Annotated in this window: 17 protein-coding genes; 6 read left to right on the top strand and 11 right to left on the bottom strand. The window is 66.3% G+C overall.

All coding sequences use genetic code 11. From position 1 onward, the window contains the following. Nucleotides 1-12: 12 nt before the first annotated feature. Nucleotides 13-1,314 (bottom strand): tyrosine-type recombinase/integrase, encoded by a 1,302-nt coding sequence (locus tag AC27L3_RS25380; protein ID WP_487236366.1) that lies wholly within the window; start codon nucleotides 1,312-1,314, stop codon nucleotides 13-15. 360 nt (nucleotides 1,315-1,674) lie between these two features. Between AC27L3_RS25380 and AC27L3_RS25385 the strand changes: the two genes are divergently transcribed. Further along, entirely contained in the window at nucleotides 1,675-2,832 is a 1,158-nt protein-coding gene (locus AC27L3_RS25385) for a nucleoside hydrolase (RefSeq protein WP_487236367.1), read from the top strand. Here the strand turns inward: AC27L3_RS25385 and AC27L3_RS25390 are convergent. Both AC27L3_RS25390 and AC27L3_RS25395 read right to left on the bottom strand, forming a co-directional pair. Further along, nucleotides 2,782-5,136 carry a tetratricopeptide repeat protein gene (locus tag AC27L3_RS25390; protein ID WP_487236368.1) on the bottom strand — a complete coding sequence of 785 codons (2,355 nt, stop codon included), beginning with the start codon at nucleotides 5,134-5,136 and terminating at the stop codon, nucleotides 2,782-2,784. The genes AC27L3_RS25385 and AC27L3_RS25390 overlap by 51 nt on opposite strands. Before the next feature lie 683 nt (nucleotides 5,137-5,819). Beyond that, nucleotides 5,820-7,028 (bottom strand): helix-turn-helix domain-containing protein, encoded by a 1,209-nt coding sequence (locus AC27L3_RS25395; RefSeq protein WP_487236369.1) that lies wholly within the window; start codon nucleotides 7,026-7,028, stop codon nucleotides 5,820-5,822. Between the two features lie 130 nt (nucleotides 7,029-7,158). Here AC27L3_RS25395 and AC27L3_RS25400 point away from each other — a divergent pair, with 130 nt between their 5' ends. From AC27L3_RS25400 to AC27L3_RS25420, 5 genes are all read left to right on the top strand, one after another. After that, nucleotides 7,159-7,860 (top strand): HAD family hydrolase, encoded by a 702-nt coding sequence (locus tag AC27L3_RS25400; protein WP_487236370.1) that lies wholly within the window; start codon nucleotides 7,159-7,161, stop codon nucleotides 7,858-7,860. 193 nt (nucleotides 7,861-8,053) lie between these two features. Further along, the gene (locus AC27L3_RS25405) at nucleotides 8,054-8,317 is read left to right on the top strand and encodes a hypothetical protein (RefSeq protein WP_487236371.1); all 264 of its coding nucleotides are present in this window, start codon (nucleotides 8,054-8,056) and stop codon (nucleotides 8,315-8,317) included. A gap of 137 nt (nucleotides 8,318-8,454) precedes the next feature. Further along, the gene (locus tag AC27L3_RS25410; protein WP_487236473.1) at nucleotides 8,455-8,637 is read left to right on the top strand and encodes a DUF6233 domain-containing protein; all 183 of its coding nucleotides are present in this window, start codon (nucleotides 8,455-8,457) and stop codon (nucleotides 8,635-8,637) included. Nucleotides 8,638-8,891: 254 nt separating this feature from the next. After that, nucleotides 8,892-9,752 (top strand): recombinase family protein, encoded by an 861-nt coding sequence (locus AC27L3_RS25415; protein WP_487236372.1) that lies wholly within the window; start codon nucleotides 8,892-8,894, stop codon nucleotides 9,750-9,752. Between the two features lie 1,019 nt (nucleotides 9,753-10,771). Beyond that, nucleotides 10,772-11,206, top strand: coding sequence for a hypothetical protein (locus AC27L3_RS25420; protein ID WP_487236373.1), 435 nt, complete (start codon nucleotides 10,772-10,774; stop codon nucleotides 11,204-11,206). Nucleotides 11,207-11,679: 473 nt separating this feature from the next. Here the strand turns inward: AC27L3_RS25420 and AC27L3_RS25425 are convergent, their stop codons facing one another. Genes AC27L3_RS25425 through AC27L3_RS25460 form a run of 8 tightly spaced genes read right to left on the bottom strand, consistent with a single transcriptional unit; the run spans nucleotide 11,680 to nucleotide 18,457 of the window. Next, nucleotides 11,680-12,039: a hypothetical protein gene (locus AC27L3_RS25425; RefSeq protein WP_487236374.1), complete on the bottom strand. Its 360-nt coding sequence runs from the start codon at nucleotides 12,037-12,039 to the stop codon at nucleotides 11,680-11,682. After that, nucleotides 12,036-12,464, bottom strand: coding sequence for a hypothetical protein (locus AC27L3_RS25430; RefSeq protein ID WP_487236375.1), 429 nt, complete (start codon nucleotides 12,462-12,464; stop codon nucleotides 12,036-12,038). The genes AC27L3_RS25425 and AC27L3_RS25430 overlap by 4 nt, the downstream gene beginning before the upstream one ends. A gap of 11 nt (nucleotides 12,465-12,475) precedes the next feature. Continuing rightward, nucleotides 12,476-12,841 (bottom strand): hypothetical protein, encoded by a 366-nt coding sequence (locus tag AC27L3_RS25435; RefSeq protein ID WP_487236376.1) that lies wholly within the window; start codon nucleotides 12,839-12,841, stop codon nucleotides 12,476-12,478. A gap of 20 nt (nucleotides 12,842-12,861) precedes the next feature. Then, entirely contained in the window at nucleotides 12,862-13,827 is a 966-nt protein-coding gene (locus AC27L3_RS25440) for a glycoside hydrolase family 25 protein (RefSeq protein ID WP_487236377.1), read from the bottom strand. Nucleotides 13,828-13,844: 17 nt separating this feature from the next. Further along, entirely contained in the window at nucleotides 13,845-14,507 is a 663-nt protein-coding gene (locus tag AC27L3_RS25445; protein ID WP_487236378.1) for a hypothetical protein, read from the bottom strand. A 10-nt stretch (nucleotides 14,508-14,517) separates the two neighbouring features. Then, on the bottom strand, nucleotides 14,518-15,129 hold the full coding sequence (locus AC27L3_RS25450; RefSeq protein WP_487236379.1) for a hypothetical protein: 612 nt from the start codon (nucleotides 15,127-15,129) through the stop codon (nucleotides 14,518-14,520). Then, nucleotides 15,126-16,217, bottom strand: coding sequence for a DUF5047 domain-containing protein (locus AC27L3_RS25455; RefSeq protein ID WP_487236380.1), 1,092 nt, complete (start codon nucleotides 16,215-16,217; stop codon nucleotides 15,126-15,128). Before AC27L3_RS25455 ends, AC27L3_RS25450 begins: the two co-directional genes overlap by 4 nt. Nucleotides 16,218-16,219: 2 nt before the next feature. Then, nucleotides 16,220-18,457, bottom strand: a complete 2,238-nt coding sequence (locus tag AC27L3_RS25460; protein WP_487236381.1) for a hypothetical protein — start codon at nucleotides 18,455-18,457, stop codon at nucleotides 16,220-16,222. Nucleotides 18,458-18,459: the final 2 nt, after the last annotated feature.

The raw sequence follows: 18,459 nt of genomic DNA on the forward strand, positions 1-18,459 counted from the left end.
TCTGACCTGGTGTTATGCGGCAGTTGATAGATCAACTGGGAGAGAAGCGGGAAATGGGGGGAGCCACTCTGTTCCCTCCTGTCCCATCAGCCTCTCCCAACGCAACTGCAAGGACTCTGCAATGTCCATCTCCATGCGCGGGGTCAGGTTGCTGTAGAGGCCTTTCACGCCTGCGACCTCATGACCCATGCGAGTCTCGACGGCAATCTCTGGGTGGCCGTCCTCGTCGAGCATCTCCTTAAGCCAGTGGCGCAGCAGGTAGATCCGCTTCCCGGCCATCGCGTTCACAGGCGGGATCTCCGCTCGCAACTGGTCCTTACGGGCGCAGCGAGCGGGCGCCCCGTCCCGGATCGGATACCAATAGTCGCGCCGAAATCGGCAATGCAACAGGGGCGAGCCGGTGATGGATGGATAGGTCCATGGCAACGCGTGGGACCCGAGGAGCCGCTGATGCATCTCAGACAGAAAGGGCGGCATCACTAGACTGCGGGACGACTCGTACTTGGGCTCTATGAGCGTGGCGGCGCCATTGATCCATTGATGCTGGTACTGCACGCGCAAGGCGGGCATTGTGGCGTAGCGCTCCATGTACTCCTCTCGCAGCTCAGGATCCGGTTCGGATGCCGGCCAGAAGGGGTAGGCGTAGCTCCTCTCGTGCCCGTACATCTCCCCCGGACGCATGCCCTGCATTACGGCTGTCCAGATGTACACCCAGCCGGTGTAACCCCAGACCGTGTAGGCGTTCTTGGCCAGCGCGTACACGACGCCTAGGTTGTGCGTGGGCTTCTTTCGGCGAGGCTGCTTCGTGTACTTGCCTCGGTGTGGTCGATCCCTGATGACGGGGGAGGTCTTGCGTAGGTGATAGATCTCTACGGCATCGTCCATGATCATGCCGAACACTATGAGGATGGTCCGGGCATAAGTGGACGAAAGCTCACCCTTGGTGGATCGCTCGTTGAGGCTCTTCTTCCAGGCCGCATACTCGAAGCTCGAGATATCCTGGACGGCCCTATTGCCCCAGTATGGGATGATGTGACGGTTGATAACCGTCTTGTAGCTCTTAATGGAGAGCGCGCGAAGATCCTGAGCCTCAAGCCAGCGCCAGCAGTAGTCCGACATCAGGGCTGGCCCACTCTCAACACTCATGTGGCTGCCATGTCGGACCTCGTACTCACGGTCGAGTCCGTGATTCCTGGCGGCTTCCTCGTCGGCGAAGCCACTCGCGCTCTCGTACTTCTTGTTGCCGTTGGGCAGGTACTCACCGGCCCACCACTTGACGCGCCACTTGGTGCCGCGTCTCTCTACGTAAGGCACGCATCCCCTCAGCACAGGAATCTCAGGTCTGCAAGCGAGCAAGGCAGGCTTCTACCACCCGCCTTGCTGGTAGCCGCGGTCTCCGATGGAGAGCACGCGGCTGGCACCTTCCCTGGAGCCATCATGGCGGTCGCCGAGCCGGCACATGACGGCAACAACTCTTCTCCTAGCACTCAAGGGGTGGCGCGGTTCATGAGTTGGAGCGTTCTCTCAGGCTTCGGCTCCGGCCGAAGCGCACGAGCCCCTCGTCGAGGACGAGGGGCTCACTAGCGCCGGGGACCAGCGGGCGGGGCAGCCTTGCTTCGGCCCGACGCTGCTCTGAGCCTGCCGGCGCCCAGCTGCTGTGAGGAGGACTCCGGCGTGGGCACCACTGTGCGTGACCTGCGCACCACACGCCAGACGTTTCGTGTTTCGCATCACACGAAACATCTGGCGCATCACCTCCTGGCCCACGAGACTTCGCTGCACCACCGGCTCCCGATCAGCGAGGTCTCCATGGCTCCTACCGACATATCCCCGCTCGGCGGCAAGCGCCTCTCCGTTGTGATCGACACCGACCCTGGGGTGGACGACACTTGGGCCATCCTCTACCTGGCCGGACTGCCGGACGTGGAGATCGTCGCAATAGGGGCAGGGCACGGCAACGTACCGACCGCACAAGCGACGCAGAACGCCCTACGCGTTCTGGACGTCGCAGGACTGCTCGACGTTCCCGTCGCGGCCGGACACCCCACCCCCCTGCAGCAGCCCCTGAGCACCGCCGAATTCGTCCACGGCCCCGACGGGCTCGGCGGCAATGGCGGACCCGCGCCCTCTCGGACCGCCGTGTCGGAGTCATCGGCGGAGCAGCTGGTCCGCCTTGCACGACAGCGCCCGCGAGAGCTCACGATCCTGGCGCTGAAGCCGCTGACCGACCTCGCTCTCGCCCTGCGGATGGAGCCCCGGCTGCCGCAGCTCATCCGCAAGATCGTGTACATGGGGGGTGCGTTCCGGGTCCCGGGCAATTTCACGGCGTGGGCGGATGCCAATACGGGCCACGATCCAGAGGCGGGCGAAGAGGTGTTCCGGGCCGGCTTCGACATGGTCGTGGTGCCCATGGACGCCACGGAGAAGCACGCGTGGGTTAGCCGAGAGTGGCTGGACGCAGTCGCCCAGGTCGACACGCCGGCGGCCCGCTACGCCACGCAGATCCTGGACGACTACGTCGGTCTCTACACCCAGCTCCAGGGCCGAACGGGGTGTGTCATGCATGATCCCCTCGCCGCGGCCATCATGTGCGACGAGGCCCTGGCTCAGTACGAGGAGCACCAGGTCGTCGTCGAGCTGGCGGGCCATTCCCGAGGGGCGACGCTGATCGACGACCGGAAGGGCTACCCGGCCGAAGCATCGAGCATCCCTGACAACCGGCGTCCCGTGAGGATCGCGATGTCCGTGGACACCGACGTGGCCATGGAGCGCGTGCGCGCCTCACTGGTCAGCCAGCGTGCTGGGCAGGTCACCGGTCAGGCGCTGGCGTAGCTCGGCTGCGCGGGTGTCTCCCAGCGCTTCGAACGCATCTCGAGCTTGCTGCCAGGACTTGCGTGCCGCGCCGTCGTCGCCGATCTGGGCGAGCACGTCGCCGCGGAGGGCTAGGGCCTCCGCGGTGCCCCATGCGTCGCCTACGGCGCGGCGGCACTGCACGCTGGCGTTGAGGCTTTCGAGGGCTGCTTGCATGTCACCTCGGTGTCGGTGAGCGTTGGCGTGCCTGAACCACAGGATTCCCTCGGCGTAGAGGTCGTTCATCCGGCGGGCGAGAGACAGGGCCATCTGGAAGGCTTCTTCTGCCGCATCGGGAGCGTTCAGCAGGTCGTGCGCCTCCGAGAGAGCCGCTAGCACGATGGCCTCCCCGTGGAAGTCGTCCGTCGCGCGAAATCGCTCCAGGGCTTGGTGGAAGTGTGTGAGGGCGAGCTCGGGGGTGCCTTCGTCGATAGACAGAAACCCCAGGCTGGCATGGCACCAGCCTTGACCGTGCTGGTCGTCGAGGTCATCGCGTAGTGCCCGGGCGCGTTGGGCATATTCACGCGCCACCTCATAGCGTCTGGACTGCCTGTAGCCCTCGCCGAGGTTCACGGAGACCCACGCCTGGGCGGCCTGGTCCCCGGCGGCTGTGGCTGCTCTGAGAGCGATGGCGTGGCTTTCCTCCCACAATGCCCAAGGTTTGCGAAGGAGTAGCCAATTCCACAGCCGCGTCGGGATCTGCCACGCTGCGGCTTCCCGGTGGTCCGAGGCCAGCCGGACGATCGGCACGAAGTTGTCGGCCTCGGCATCGCACCATGCAGCGGCTTGTGGGGCGTCGACGAAGTCGAGCGGAACCACATCAGTTCGGGGCGGCAGCAGCTCGATGCGGCGTTGCGGGGCGATGATGTAGTTGGCCTGATCCACGCATGACGCGTACCAGGCCGTCAGCCGAGTGATGGCCGCCTCGCGCCCCTGCTCCGATTCGTCGGCTGCCGCGCGCTCCCCTGCGTAGGTGTGCAGGAGATCGTGGAAGCGGTAGCGCCCTGATGAGCCGGAGCTGATGTCGTCCAGCAAATGGAAGTCGACCAGATCGTCTAGGAGACGCTGGGCCACCGGCTCTGGACGGTCGAGGAGGGCTGCCGCTGCTGGAGTGCTGATGTGGGGACCAGTGTGCAGCCCAAGGAGGCGATAGGTGCGGGCAGTCTCGGAGGGAAGCTCTCGGTAAGTGCCGGCGAAGGCAGATCGAACGGCTAGGTCATCTCCGCCGTCGGCGAGGGCATCCAAGCGGTCTCGGTCATCGGCTAGGGCTCTGACGGCGTCGGATATTGGGCGGTGCGGGTGCGGGGCGAGGCGAACGGCTGCAATGCGCAGGGCGAGGGGCAGGCGTGCGCATCGCTGGACGAGGGCGAGGGCGGCTGCGGGCTCGGCGGCGACCCGCTCGTCGCCGATGATGGAGCGCAGGAGGACAAGGGCGTCGTCGTCTTCCATGGGGGCTATAGGTACGCGGTGTGCGGCACCCTGGACGGTTAGGCCTGTCATGCGGCGGCGGCTGGTGATGAGGACCATGCTGGTGCCGACTGGTCCGGTGAGCAGTGATCGCACTTGCCGGGAGTCTCTGGCATTGTCCAAGATGACCAGTATGCGGCGGTGGGAGACGATCGTGCGGAAGTGCGCGGCGAGTTCATCCAGGTCAGCCGAAGTCACACGCTCGGGCGGGGCTCCGAGTGCCCGCAAAAAGCGTTCCAGGACGCGACGAGGGTCTGCCGCGTGCCCGGCCGTGGAGAATCCCTGCAGGTCCGCGAAGAGCACTCCGCCGGGGAAACGGCTGCTAACGCTGTGCGCCCACTCGATGGCGACGGCGGATTTCCCGGCGCCGGCGGGTCCGTCGAGGGCCACGGTCAGCGTGGTGCCAGCGCTCTCCGCTTGGGCCAGCAAGGTGTCGAGGGCTCGCAGGGTGCTGCTGCGGCCGACGAACGCGGCTGGCCCTGAGGGGAGCTCTGCGGGCTTCAAGTGGCCGGCCCCCGTGTGGCTCACTGCTGCCAGGGATATGAGGGCGCCGCCCGCTCCCAGATGTATGTCCGCAGCGGCAGCCAAGTGCTCTGGCGGCTGGTGTTGCTCGCGTTCGATCCGGCTGAGCCATCCAGGGCTGACGTGCAGGATCGAGGCCATACGGCGTAGCGAGACGCCTGCGGCTTCCCGTCGCCTTCGCAGCTCTGCACCGAACATCGATCCCCCTTGACCGAACGGAGCTACCCGTTCGGTTGCGCCTTCGGTAGGTGCGATGAAGGTACGCCAGCTTGCTGTTCTGGCATATGTCTCCAGCATCACAAGTTGATCTACCAGGGGCACACAGGGGCCGGGTGCTACTTGCGATCTGCCTCGCCCCGCAGCGGGTGTCTGCAGTCGCAGGCGCAGCGTAGGCGCTCTGCCGGCGCCTCCCAGGTGGGGGCTCCCACACGGCGAATGTCAGTGTTTCCATGACAATAGGCATGCTGTCCGAGACGGCATTCGGGGGTGACGTAACCGCGGGGCCCTGACCTTGTCCCTGGGCTGGTGGGCATCGGTTGCGCTTTGCCGGTGAGGGCAGCGATCAGGTCTTTCGCGCTGGTGAGGCGGTGAGCCTGCCCTGGTTGTCGTAGCCAGTACGGTCCGGGTGGGCTGGTCCTGGTCAGGGGTGGCATCACCAGGTAGCTGCCCATGCCGACGGGACGAGTATCGGGGAGAGCCCATACGGCGGCGGTCCCTATCGGGACGAGGAAGTAGAGGAGCTTGGCCGTCGGGTCGACGATGACGTCGCCGAGGTGGGAGCCAAGCCGTTCGACTGCCTGCAGGCCCTGATATCGGCTGGTGCGAATGGCATCCCAGGAGATGCCGGCAGGCAGGAGTCTCGTCCCGTCTCTGCGGGCGAGTGCTTGGTGAATGCTCTCCATCGGTCCCTCGCTCGTGTAGTGGTGCGGCGAGGATAGGCGGGTGCCGGCGTATGGACCCGGACTGTGGGACCGGGTTGTCTACTGGTCCGGGGGTTGGTCGAGGCCGATTCGGTCAGCGAGGGCTTCGATCTGGCGCCGGTAGGTGGGGCGCACGCGAGATCGTAGGCGGACGACGAGTTGGCGGGCCTGGGGGTTTCTGGCTATGTCCTCTGGGGCGATCTGCTCCAGGTCGAGGAGGTGGACGAGGACGGCGGCGTCCTCGCGTCTGAGGTCGTAGCAGCAGGCGACTTCAAGGGTGAAGGTGAACTGGCGCTCTCGGGAGGGCACGAGGGTGATGTCGACGTGGTCGGCGCGGCGGAGGCCGTCGGCAGCCTGGCCGGCGAGCATGTCGATGCTAAGGCCATGGAGCTCGACGTTGGTGGGCCCGAAGACAGTCCAGCCGACGTTTCCCTCCCCCAGGGTTGTGGCGTGCCGCTCGAGGTCCTCTAGGCGCTTGCGGGCAGTCCACCAGTCGCGGCGTTGTGCGGCTGCGGTGACGGTGACGAGGCCGAGGGCGCCGGCCAGGGCGCGGGTCTGCAGGGTTGGGGGTGCGGTGGCGAGTTGTTCCGCGGCGAGGGTGGCGACTTGTTCTGCGCCTTCGGGTTCAGTGCCGAGGAGGACGTGGCCCAGGTTCCATTGAGCGGCGGCGATGCGGAGGGGGTCGTCGGCGTCTTGGGCTGCTCTGAGGGCGCGGTCAGCGACGAGGAGGGAGAGGTCGTGGCGTCCGGTACGGCGGCAGTAGGAGCGAAGGAGACCGTAGAGGTCTGCGGCTGTGCGCAGGATGTCGCGCTTGGTTGGGCTGTCGGCGTTAGAGGCCTGGAGGGCTGTCTCGACGTCGGCAAGGAGGGTGGGCAGGATGTGGGCGGCGTCCGTGTAGCGGGTTCTGGAGGTTTGCCAGGTTCGCCAGGCTGCTTCTACGCGGTCGCGTAAGGCTGCGGGGGTGACGGCTCCCGGGGTGGGTGGCGGGGTGCGGTATCCCATGAGGATTGCGGCGACGTCTGGCGCTGTGGTGGGGGTGGTTCTGGTAGGCGCGTGGGTGTGTTCTTCGAGCAGTGCTGCGATGGGGACGCCGAGTTCTCGGGCGATGGCGAGAAGGACGTCGAGGGCGGGAATCTTGCGGCCGCGTTCGATCTGGGAGAGGTAGCCCTCAGTGATGCCGCAGAGGCCAGCGATCGCGGCTTGGGAGCGTCCGGTACGACGTCTCCAGTGGCGGATGCGCGTGCCGATCGTGGCGGCGCTTGTGGCCATGCAGGCCCCCTACAGGCTGATCTGTGGTTGATGTTCACGGTACTGCGCAGTCGTGGCTGGTAGTGGGTGGGGACGCTCGTTCGTGTGACAGCCTTGAGGGGCTGGCTGGTGGTGGGAGGAGCCGGTGGGGATGCGTCGGATCGTGCTGTGGGACATCGATCACACGCTGATTGATACGCGTGGAGTGGGACGGGAGCTGTCGGCCGAGGCATTCGAACGGACGCTGGGCCGGCGTATGGAGCGCCAAGCGAAGATCGATGGGATCACGGAGCCTGTGATTTTCCGCGAGACAGCCCGGCTCCACGGCATCGAAACAGGCCGCCACGACTTCGAGCGGTTCGCCCAAGAGCTGGCCGAGGCGCATGTGAGGCGGGCTGGTGAGCTTCGGGAGCGCGGTCATGCCCTTGTTGGCGCGGCTGCTGCTTTGGCCGCTGTCGCCGACTTGCATGGGTGGGGGCAGACGGTCGTCTCAGGGAACGTGCGGCCGGTCGCTGAGATCAAGCTGGGGGTTTTCGGCTTGGACCAGTACATTCAGTGGGATATCGGTGCTTACGGCGAGGATGCCGAGGAGCGGCCTGAGCTGGTCCGGCTCGCCTTGGAGCGGGCTGGTGTCGGGGGCGGGGAGGCGGTGCTCGTCGATGACACGCCTGCCGGCGTGGAGGCCGGCCGAGCCCACGGGCTACCGGTGGTGGGGGTGGCGACCGGGCGCAGCAGCGCATCAGATTTGATCAAGGCAGGCGCTGATCGTGTTCTTGATGATCTAAGCGACACGGCAGCTGTTGTCAGTGCGCTCTCCTACGGTGGTGACCATGGGCCAGCTGATAGCGCCTGAGGGGACCACGCGTTCCGCAGCTGTCGTAAATGCAGCGATCCGCGCTTTTCTGTGCGCTCGCCGCGGGCGGAGCCTGCGACCGGAGGAACGGGCTGTCTATGAGGCGCTCCGGTCGGAGTGGCTAGCGGCTCAGTGGCTGGAGCGGTGGGGTCGGGCGGCGTGACTTGCTCGCGCCTGTCTTAAAATCGATAGCATGCCCGATGCCCTGAATGTCCCGAATGAGCTGCTTGATCTCCAACGGGCCTCTGATGACGCGCGCGCGAAGCTGGCAGACCTGGCCGGCGACGAGTGGGATGCGCAATGGCGAGCCTGGAGGGAAGCCGCGACCCGTGCGCAGGCAGCGATCACCCAGCATGCGAAGACCGGCCAGAAGAACCCCGAGGGCCTGAATCGGGCTGCGCTCGAAGCAGCGGTCAAGCGCGCCGTCCGCCATCCCGATGCAGGAGTGGACGCGTGAGCGACCTGCCGCCGGACCTGCCCCGCCTCCGCACCCTGGAGACGTACCTGGAGCTACAGCTGCAGCAGGTTCGTGAGGCCATCCGGGACGCGAAACGGCCGACAAAGCCAGAGCCCGAGGCAGAGGGCGGGGGCTGGGTGCTACAGCACGTCCCCAGCACCCGCGACCAACCGATCAACTGGCTACACCGAGCCGACTGCCCGCTGGCGAAGGGTGCCAAGCTCAACCAGCGCGGGGCTGCGCTTGCGCTAGCCGAGCCCGGCGTGCGGCCCTGTGACGCCTGCCGCCCAGAGCAGGGGCTCAGCGCGACTAGCGCATAACGTTCCCTAAGCGTCGGGGAATGAGTCATATTCACGCGCCTCGCAGGTACGGGCTCGCAGAGCCCTCGTCCGCCTGTCGGCGATGCGCTGAGCACGGTCCCGGCTGTTGCCGCTCAACGCCTTGGGCGCGACTGTTTCATAGGTGTTCGCCTGTGAAACACCGTCGACCGGCGGACGTATCCAGGACGAACTTTGTTTCATGGGTTGTTGCAAACGGCTCGACAGTTTGCAACAACCCATGAAACAGTCGGGTTGTGAGCGACGACTTCAAGCGCGTGGAATCACACGACTGTCCAATGTCCACCTGTGCCGCCCCTGCGGGCTCACCGTGCCGCACAGGCAAGGGCAAGGTAGCCGTCCAGTACCACACCGCCCGCTTCCGTCTCGTGCCCCAGCTCGCCAAGGCTCTCAACGTACCGACGCCCGCCGTTCGCAAGCCAGGATCCACTTGGGCCGAGCTGCCCCGGCCGAGGAACGCTGGCAGCGAAGCCATCGGCCACATCCGCCTGGGGTACGCTCGCGCGTCCACCGCCCGGCAGTCGCTCGACTCCCAACTCGACTCGCTCGCCGAAGCGGGAGTCACTCGGGTGTTCTCCGAAAAGATCTCAACCCGCGCCGCCCAACGCCCCGAGCTGAACAAGGCCGTCGCCCTCGCCGGCGAATTGCGTGCCTCCGGGGCGCGCGTCACGCTCGTCGTCCACGAACACAAGCGCCTCGGTCGCGGCATCGAACTGGCCACCCTTGCCGAGGAACTGAAGGCGAGCGACGTCGGCCTGCAGTTCCTCACCGGTGAGCTCCAGGGCTCGCACGACCCCTCGGGCGTCGTGTTCACCGTACTGGCCGCGCTTTCGGGAATGGAGCGTGAGTACATCCGCGACCGCACCCTCGAAGGTCATGAGTCAGCCCGTAAGCGGGGCACGACCATTGGCGGCGCGAACGTCACTGACGATGCCATGCTCGACATCGCTCTCCACTTCCGTGCCCAAGGGATGAGCCTGCGCGATATTGCCGCCCGCCTCGTCATCTCCAGTGGCAAGAAGAAGGGACAACACCCGTCTCCCGCCACGGTCATGCGCATGCTGCGCGAACACGATGAGCGGACCGCCACAGACTAGACGGCGCGAATGAGGCACAGCCGGAGGCATACCGACCGGCGACACTACCCCACGAGAGTCGAACGTCGTTCGAACGGGCAGCGTCGATATGGCATCTTATCGCGGGCTATCACCTAGGCAGCAGACACTCCAACGCCCCTGTTGCCTGAGCGTTACGCCCCTCCGGGAGAGCATACGCTTGAGCTGACATGCCCGAGCCCCGCGCGGCGCCGGGCGGCGACACCCTCACTCGCCGCTTCGCGCGAGACAGAACTGCTCAACCAGGCTCATCTGTTGACAGCACGCATCGGCTAGGCTGCTCAATCAGCCAACCAGTGCCCGGCATATCACATGCAATCTCCGCCCGGTGCCGGTCAGCGTAAACGAAGCGTTTTTGACACTCGGCCATGTGTTCATCGCATACCAAAGTGATCTCGAAAGGTTGGGTGAGACCCCACGCGATGTGCCATGTGGCGGGTCGCCCGCAAGGCGGATCACTAATGGTCTCGCAGAAGCCGCAGCGGGGATCTCCGATACGGCGAGCTGGCGTGGTCCCTGGCGTGATCATGATGGCCTCTCTTCATCGCAGGCTGCATGGGTGGCTGTCGCATCCGCCATGTAGTTGAACGGTCGCCACCTTGCAACGAGCAGCAGGATCCCTGCTCGTGGATCGGGGGGGGGGACGGCCCCCCTAGGTCGGGATGCAGTGCGCTTTCGCATCGGCCATCTATCACGGGCTATCAAGGGCTGCCCCCTGCACACGAGCCGCGCCCTGACGCCACGCGGGGGTGACAGCTCTCCAGCATCCCCTGCGGCTCAGGGACCTTCGGCGGTACGGTGCGCCGCAACCGCATCAAGGGGGAACCATGCGCACGTCCGGCGCCGCACTGCTACTTGCCGCCGCGCTCTCGCTCACCGCATGCAGCGGAGGCGGCGGGAGTTCGCCCTCCGGGGACAAGCCCTCGGCTGCCACGAGCTCCCCTGCAGCCCCGCCGTCGAATCCTAGCGCTGACACCCCGCTTGGGAAGAGCGCGGACACCGTGGGCAGCGGAGGGACGGGCCGGCTGGAGGTGACGCCGACGAGCGTCGTGTACTCCACGAAGGCCATCATCGACAAGCCGGAGCGCGGCCTGTTCGTCGTGGTCACGGTGAAGGACCGGGCGATGAGCGCGGTTGCGGCGGCCGAGACGGCGCCGATCGAGCGGGGCGGGTGGCAATGGATCGCGCCGGACGGCCAGGTCGTAACGACCGGCGACGGGAACGCCAGTAATGTCGGCATCGACGGCCTAAATCATCATGGCCCAGTTCAGCCGGGTGCCTTCCAGTGGCGCACCGTCGCCTTCGACATCCGCGAGGATCAGCGCGGGGGCACCCTCGTGTACGTCGACGGCATCCGCCAAAGCTACCGGTGGACGATCCCATCTCGGGATGCCGGCCCGCAGGCAGCCGAGCTGAGCAAGGCATTGGCCGGGTGACAGCGGGACACCGCGCTCCGCGGTTCCCTGCCCAGCGATCCACTTAGCCGACGCCGTCATAGGTAAAGGCCCCGCTGTCCCTGTGAGGGACAGCGGGGCATGGCGGGACATAGATGTTTCTTGTCATCACTGGGAAGGTGTGGGAGTCGGCTCCAGTGTGCTTCCGACTGCTGGAGCCGCGAGAAGCGGCAGCTTCGAAACCACGAGCGACTTGATCCCGTTGAACGCCTGCCTGCTGACTCGCCCGCACAAGCGCACGGCTCCCACTATCAGACTCATCCTCGGCCTCCCAGGCTTCAGTGCGACAGGCAACATCAGGCACCTCCGTCATAGCCACTTGTCGGCGGAGGCGGTGGTTCTGGAGACGGCACGGGCTGCTGGTCGACCAGGCCGAGCTGCTGGAGGGCTTCTATATCGCCAGCGGCCAGGTCGATGGAGGGCTGCACCCGTACCGGTGCCGGCTGCTCGGGCATTCACACTCCAGTTCTGTTGTACTCGTCCACCAACGGGGGCGGGTCCGGTGGCTCGACGCCTGAAGCGCGCATCGTCGTCATGAGGTCACCCACGTAGCCCGCGAAGGCCCGCACGATGCCGCGCAGACGTACTGTTTCCGTTTTGAGCTCACGGACTTCTTCTGTGAGGTCGTCCCGGATGGCTTTGAAGGCGGCGAGGTCTGCGGCGCGCTGAGCCGGCTCTGCAGTGGCCTCTGCTGCGGCGCGCGTGGCATCAGCGGTGGCCGCGGCAGCGGCACGGGTAGCGCGGGCAGCGAAGATCCCAGCTACTACCATGCCGACAGTACCCAGGATAGCGACGGCACCCGCCCAGACACTCATGCGCTGTCCTTCCGCCTGCACCATTCCGGCGGCAGCTCATACTCGGGCACCCCGGAGGCCCACAGGATGACCCCGATGTGCGAGGTCAGGTACCACAGGGCCACGAAGCCGCCACGGGAGTAATCACCGGTGACGGTCGCCACCGTGTAGGCGGTGGCCCAGAGCGTGGGCGGCACGAGGGCAGCTACGAAGCCGAGCCAGTCTCGGCCGACTCGGACCAGGGAGCTGCCGGCTGTGACAGCGCCGGCAACGATCCAGACCCAGGCCCACCAGTGCAGCGGTGCGGCGCCGAGCAGTAGGTCAAGCCCTTGTGGGGCGGGTTGACGAACGACGAGGAACCCCAGTCCCCAGCAGATCTTGCCGATGCCGATGAGAAGGAGGAACGTGCCGCGGCGGCCGAGAAGGCAGCGGATCCGCTGGGCCACCGCCCCACCCATCAGCGCTCCGTGGAACGGACCGGCTGCAGTACCGGCTCGGTGGGTGCGGCCGGGGAGACCTGGCCGCGGGTGAGGAAGACGAGGAGTGCGAGGACGAGTGCGTTGAGGGCACCAACCGTCTCTGGGGTGACGTTGTAGTGGTAGGCGGCGAGCAGAGAGACAGTGGCCGCGACGAGGCCGGTGAAGGCTGCCGGCGCGATGGGTCGGGTGAGGGCTGCGGTGATGGCGGCGAAGACGGCGGAGGTGACAGCAACGATGGCGCCGGCCTGCTGACTGCTCAGACCGACGTTGAAGGTCACGACCAGGCTGAGGGTGGCGCTGATGAGGCCAAGGACCATCGCGGGCTCGCGTCCGAAGATTCTCATGAGACTCCCTTTGAGTAAGGTCAGGCGACCTGGCGGCCGACGATGTAGCCCATCAGGGGCGCCGTGGAGTGGATGCGGACCTTGTCCACGTTGCGGTCGGCAGGAAGGTGAAGGACGAGCTTGTCTCCGGTGACCGTGACCGGCGCCGGCTTGGACGGTGTGGCCCAGGCTCCGCCCTCTTCGTGGAAGGCAGTAGTGACCTGGGAATCGGTGCCCTGCGCGGAGAGAATCAGCCAGATGGGGCCGTTGCGGGCTCCGCCAGAAGGCGAGCTGAGCGTCCCGGCGGGTTCTACCGGGAGGTCGAAGTCGGTGCCCGCGGGCACGGTGAAGTAGGCGTACATGTCGTCCTCCGTGAAGCGGGGCGCGGGTGCAGGCGTGGGTGGAGTAGGCGGCTGGGATTGGGACTGGAAGGACAGGGCCCAGGCGCGCAGCGCATCGCGACTTGCAAGGCGGCAGTAGTCACGGTCGACGCCGTTGTCGCTGTACTGGTGGAAGAGCCAGGGAGCCTGGATGCCGGGCTGGCCAGCGGGACGTCCGGCGGTGGCGATCCACAGGAAGTCGCCGCAGTTGGACGTCTGGTCGACGTTGAGCCAGTAGTCGAGATTGCAGTACATGCCGACCGGGTGGCCGGGCATCTTGTCCTTCACGTAGGCAAGCCATGTGTCCCTGTAGGCACGCTGCCGGGACTTCGACACGTCGGCGTTGGCGTCGTCGTAGCCCTCCCAGTCGAGGACGATGATGTCGCCGGGCTGCCAAGCAACCTGCTTCAGGAAGTAATCGGCCTCTGCCACGGCGTTGTTGGCCATGTGGGGGTAGTGGTAAGCACCCCAGACGAGACCGTGTGCCTTGGCGTGGTTGCGCTGAGCTACCCACTTGGGGTTGATGTAGGACAACCCTTCGGTGACCTTGACGAAGGCGAAGGACAGGCCGCTGGTGTCCGGGGTCGACGACTGGTACGAAGCCCAGTCCTGGCCGTATATGCCCATGCTGGGTCTCTATTCTTTCAGGCAGTCTGGTAGGTGCCGTAGATTCGGAAAACGTTTCCGGCAGCTGGTGACCAGGGCACCGACTCCGTCCACACGTCGTAGTCACCGATGACGGATATGTTGGGGAACCAGATGTCATCGGTCGTTGCGGCGCTTGCAAAGAGCGGGGAATCGCCGGGGCCGTGGTTGGGTGACCCACTGCGGGAGAAGCTGGCGCCAAGCACGCCAGGACAGCTCGTGTTGGCGGTCGCGACTGGCAGGCTGAGGCGGTAGGCCCCTGATCCCTTGTTGGTCGTGGATCCGATGGTCAGCATGATGCTGACGTGGCAGATCTTGCCGGTGATCAGATAGCTCCCTACGAGCGTGCCGTTCCCCAATGACGGGTTGGTCGTCGTAGCGGACCACGTGGGCGTGTAGGTGCTCCAGGCCGTGGCCCCGTAAAAGACCTGCCTCCAGCTACTGCCGTCGTAGACCTCGAGCGAGTTCACGTCCTGCAGCCACGTCGTCATGCCCTCGACGGGAGAAGTGAGGGTGGCGTTGCGTGCGGACGCGCTCGCAAAGCGCATGATGGTCCGCTGGACGATTGGGTCGGCGAGGTTGAACGCCAAGGTTGCGGCGTTGGGGGCATCGGTGAGGGTGGCGATCTGCACGCCCTGGCCGTAGGCATCGGTGGTGGGCACAGGTCACCTCCTAGGTGAGCCGGTAGCGGGTGGCGACGTCGAGGGCTGCCCAGCTCGCGGTGCCGCTGTAGTCGGTGATCTGGACCGTGCCGTCGGCGTTGATGTCGAGCACGCCGAAGACACCGACGGCGACTTCGGTGACGTGCCGGGCCCGTTTGGATGGGGTGGCGGCGGCCGGGAGGGTGCCGACGGTGGCGGTGCCGGTGGTCGAGGCGGGCGCCCGGGCGAGTCCGCTGAGGCTCGCCGTGCCGTCGCCGTTGATGCGGTACGCGCAGGTGTAGTACGCCGACGAGAACGTGCTCCAGCCGGAGGCGAGGCTCAGGGTCTGCCAGGTGCCCGCAGTCGTCGCTGGTGCGGTGCGGCCGGGGGTGACCCAGTTCCCGGAGCTAGAGCGCATCAAGACGATCTGGTCACCGACCGTCGGGTTCGTGTAGGTGTCCAGACGGCGGGCGGTGATGCTGTCGCTGGTTGTAACGGTGCCGTCAGTACCGATAGTGGAGACGACCGTGAGTCGCCAGTCCGCACCGCGCACAGCTGGTGTCGCCGCGGCAGCCTGGACGGAGCCGGTGAGGATCGCGTCGGCCAGCTCGGCGTGGACCGCCATCGACGAGGAGGAGGTCATGCGTCCTCCTTCGCGCTGATCGTGGTGATCGGGAAAACGCCGTTTTCCGATAGCGGCACCGTCAGGCCCTGGATCTGGTGCAGCTCGCGCGTACCGTTGGCGTACACGACCCGCAGCACGTCTCCAGGCAGGAGTGCGGGATTGGGCAGCGACGAGAGATCGCCGGTGGCGTTGGGGGCCATGGCCGCCCGCAGCTTGAGGGTGGCGGCCGCCGTGCAGGCGGCGGTGGTGGTGAGGGTCGAGGAGCTGTAGAAGGTCGGCCGGCGTCCGAAGGGACCGCCCCAGTAGGTTGGGCTCGTGGGGTCGTTGTCGGTTACCAGCGCGCTCACTGGCGGCGAGTTGGTCTCGGTGTTCTCCCCGCGGGCCAGGACAGCGTTGTACACCCTGTCGCTCTTCATGCCGCGTGTGGCGTTGATCAGCGCGCCACCTTCTCCCGCCGCAATAGTCCACACGGGCGCCGCGGTGAGCAGGTCAGGGAGGACGGCGACGGTGAAGACGCCGTCGGGGTCGGTGTAGCACTCGGCGCCGAGGGCCGCGGCCAGCTCCTGCACCGCAGCCCACGGGTCGCCCTCGATGTCCCAGGTGCGCGGCCCGATGGCAGTGTCGGTGACGGTGCTTACCACCGAGGCGGTCGGGAGACTGCGCTGGACCAGCGTGGTGATGGCGCCGATGGCGGTGCCACTCGCCCGGTAGGGGGCGGTGAACTTGTCGTCGGCGATAAAGCATTCCAAGGACTTGCCGCTGATGGTGACGGGCCCGTAGTCGGGGTCGCCGGTGACGGAGTCGACGCGGAAGATGCCGAGCGGCACCAGCTCGGTGGAGCCATCGGAGTACTGGATGCCTCGACTGATCCGTAGCTGTGCCCCGTACACGGCTAGCTTGTCGGTGGGCGTCCGTGGAATCAGAGCGGTGTCGGCGAGGGTGACGGTGCAGGTGCGGCGAATGGCCTGCCCGCGGTCGACGGTGACGGATCCGCCGGTGTGCTCCAGGCGCTCGACGCGCCCGTCTGTGCGGAACAGGTCGACGGTGCTAACTACCGTTCCGGACTCTGTCAGAGCTGCTAGGAAGCGGCTGGAGACCGGATACATCGTCAGCCTCCCGCACGGATGTCGAAGAGGACCGCATTCCAGTCGGCGTAGGTGTCGAGAACGCCTTGCCAGGCGGTGAAGCCTGTGAGCACGTCTTGCCAGGTCCGTCCGGCCGAGCCGGCCACGCCGATGGAGCTAGGCATATCGACCTGGGTGAGGGGCAGCGTCCACTCACGCCACTCCTCAGTCGCACGATTCACGACGCGAGGTAGCCCGACGTCGCCGACCGTCACGTACAGGTCGGTCTCGTGCACGCCGGGGACCGACTGCCACAGCAGCGTGTCGCCGGACTCGAGCAGCCAGTGCAAAGCTGCGGCTTCGTCATCCGTGCGCGTCCATAGCACCAGGTTCCCTTGGAGCCCGCCGCGCACGTCAGACAGCACCACGGGGTTACGGCGCCCACGCACCCGGTACGTCGCCTGGGCAATCGGCCGCTTCCAATCCGGCGGCGAAACAACCATGAATCGGGCGTTGCGTTGCGGCTGAGCAGGGTCTTTGAGCCAGCACAGGTTGATATCGCCGGCGGTGAGGGTGACCGCGTTGCTGGTGCGGTAGGCGGGCACGGAGGAGCTGGTGACTCGGGTCTCGATGTAGTAGTAGACCTCGGTCCCGATGGGTGCCTCGTAGTCCTCGATCACCATCTGGTCGGTGGTGATCGGAGTGAGACTGAGCAGGCCGCTCGGGCCGCGTACCAGAGTCCGTGTGCCGTCCGGAGTGACACGGTAGACCGTGATCAGCTGTCCAACGGTCAGCTCGCGCAGGGTCAGGGTGATGCTGGCAGTGTTGTCGTGCGCGTCCACTTCCGTGGGGGGTAGTGACTGCCACAAGGCGGCGGAGTCGATACGCCACACGCTGCTTGTCGAGGTCGCTGTGACGGTGTACTCGATAGCGGCCTGCGTGGCAGTGGCCGGCGCGGTGAAGTTGTCGGCGAGTCGCCACCAGCCCGGGGTGGGGATCGCAGCGACGGCGTTGGCAGTGAGGCCCAGGTCGGTGTTGGCGGCGTCGTACCACCTGATGCCCCTGGACAGCGTGAAACCGCCAGCGGTGACTTGGCTATAGACCTCAATGCTGAACGTGCCGCCGCCGGCACCAGAGGGCAAAGCGAATCTGGCAGACCGGATGGTGCTTGTCGTGGCGGTGCTGGAGGTGACGGTGCCTGTGTAGGCGCCATCCCAGAAGTAGGTGCCCCACGGGGTGGAGCGGGTGACGGTGGCGACGCCGGAAGTGACCGTCCAGCCGGCCACGCCTTGTTCGAAGGAGGCGTCGGCGTAAGGCAACACCGACCCGGTTCGCAGGACAGGCGCGGTGGTGACGACAGCGCCCTCGATCCGCAGCACCTGGCCAGCGGTGGCTGAGTCGACACCAGCGGCAATGGAGCATGAGGCCGTGCCAGCCGGTGCCACCGCCGAGGCGTATTGGCGATACCAGCCGGTCCCCGGGGCCGCGAGGCTACCGCGCGTGGCCTGGATCTGGACGCCGCTAGCGTTGTAGAAGCGCAGCTCGACCCAGGCGTTGGATGAGGACGTAGGTGGGTTGAGATAGCAGTACGCCACGTACTCCACGCCGGGGGTCGCGGCCGGCCTGTCCGTTGACCGCGTTGAGGCGTTGCCGTTGGCAGTGGCGGTCATGGCGATGGTGTGACCGCCGGCGAGGTAGTAGTCGACTGCCCAGGAGACCGGTGGCACCTGTCGCGTCAAGGTGCAATTGACCTCGTTCAACCAGCCGCTGACGTCGATCTCGGACGACTCGGTATTGAAGGCAAAGAGATTACCGGTCGTGGTGAGGGGATAGCCCAGGTAGAAGTTCTCGTAGTAGGAGAAGACGTTGCTGGCTGCGGGTGTGGACGATACGACGACCTGGGCGCGTGATGCGTTTGCTGGGGCAGCTCCGGCTACTGCGATGCGGTGCCAGGTGGCGCTTGCCGATGACGTGATCAGTGACCAGGTGATGCTGAGCTCAACATTGGAGGCGTCGAGCCACCGGATGCCGATGCGCTCGGGCACTGTGGCGCCCGACGCATCGCAGAATGCGTGGTAGACGGTGCCGGGCGTGACTGCGTAAGAGGAGACGGTGCGAGCTTGCATCTCACCGGAGGCGGTGGACTTCACGGCCAGGCAACCGTCACCGTTGCGCCCACCGCTTCCCAGGCTGATGCTGCAGTTGAGCTTCGCGACCCACCCGCTGGTGTTCGGGTCAACGGATTCGGTCGTCGCCGACAAGAAGTTGCCGGGGATCGCCATGC

It is taken from the genome of Streptomyces sp. PKA51, assembly GCF_057552455.1.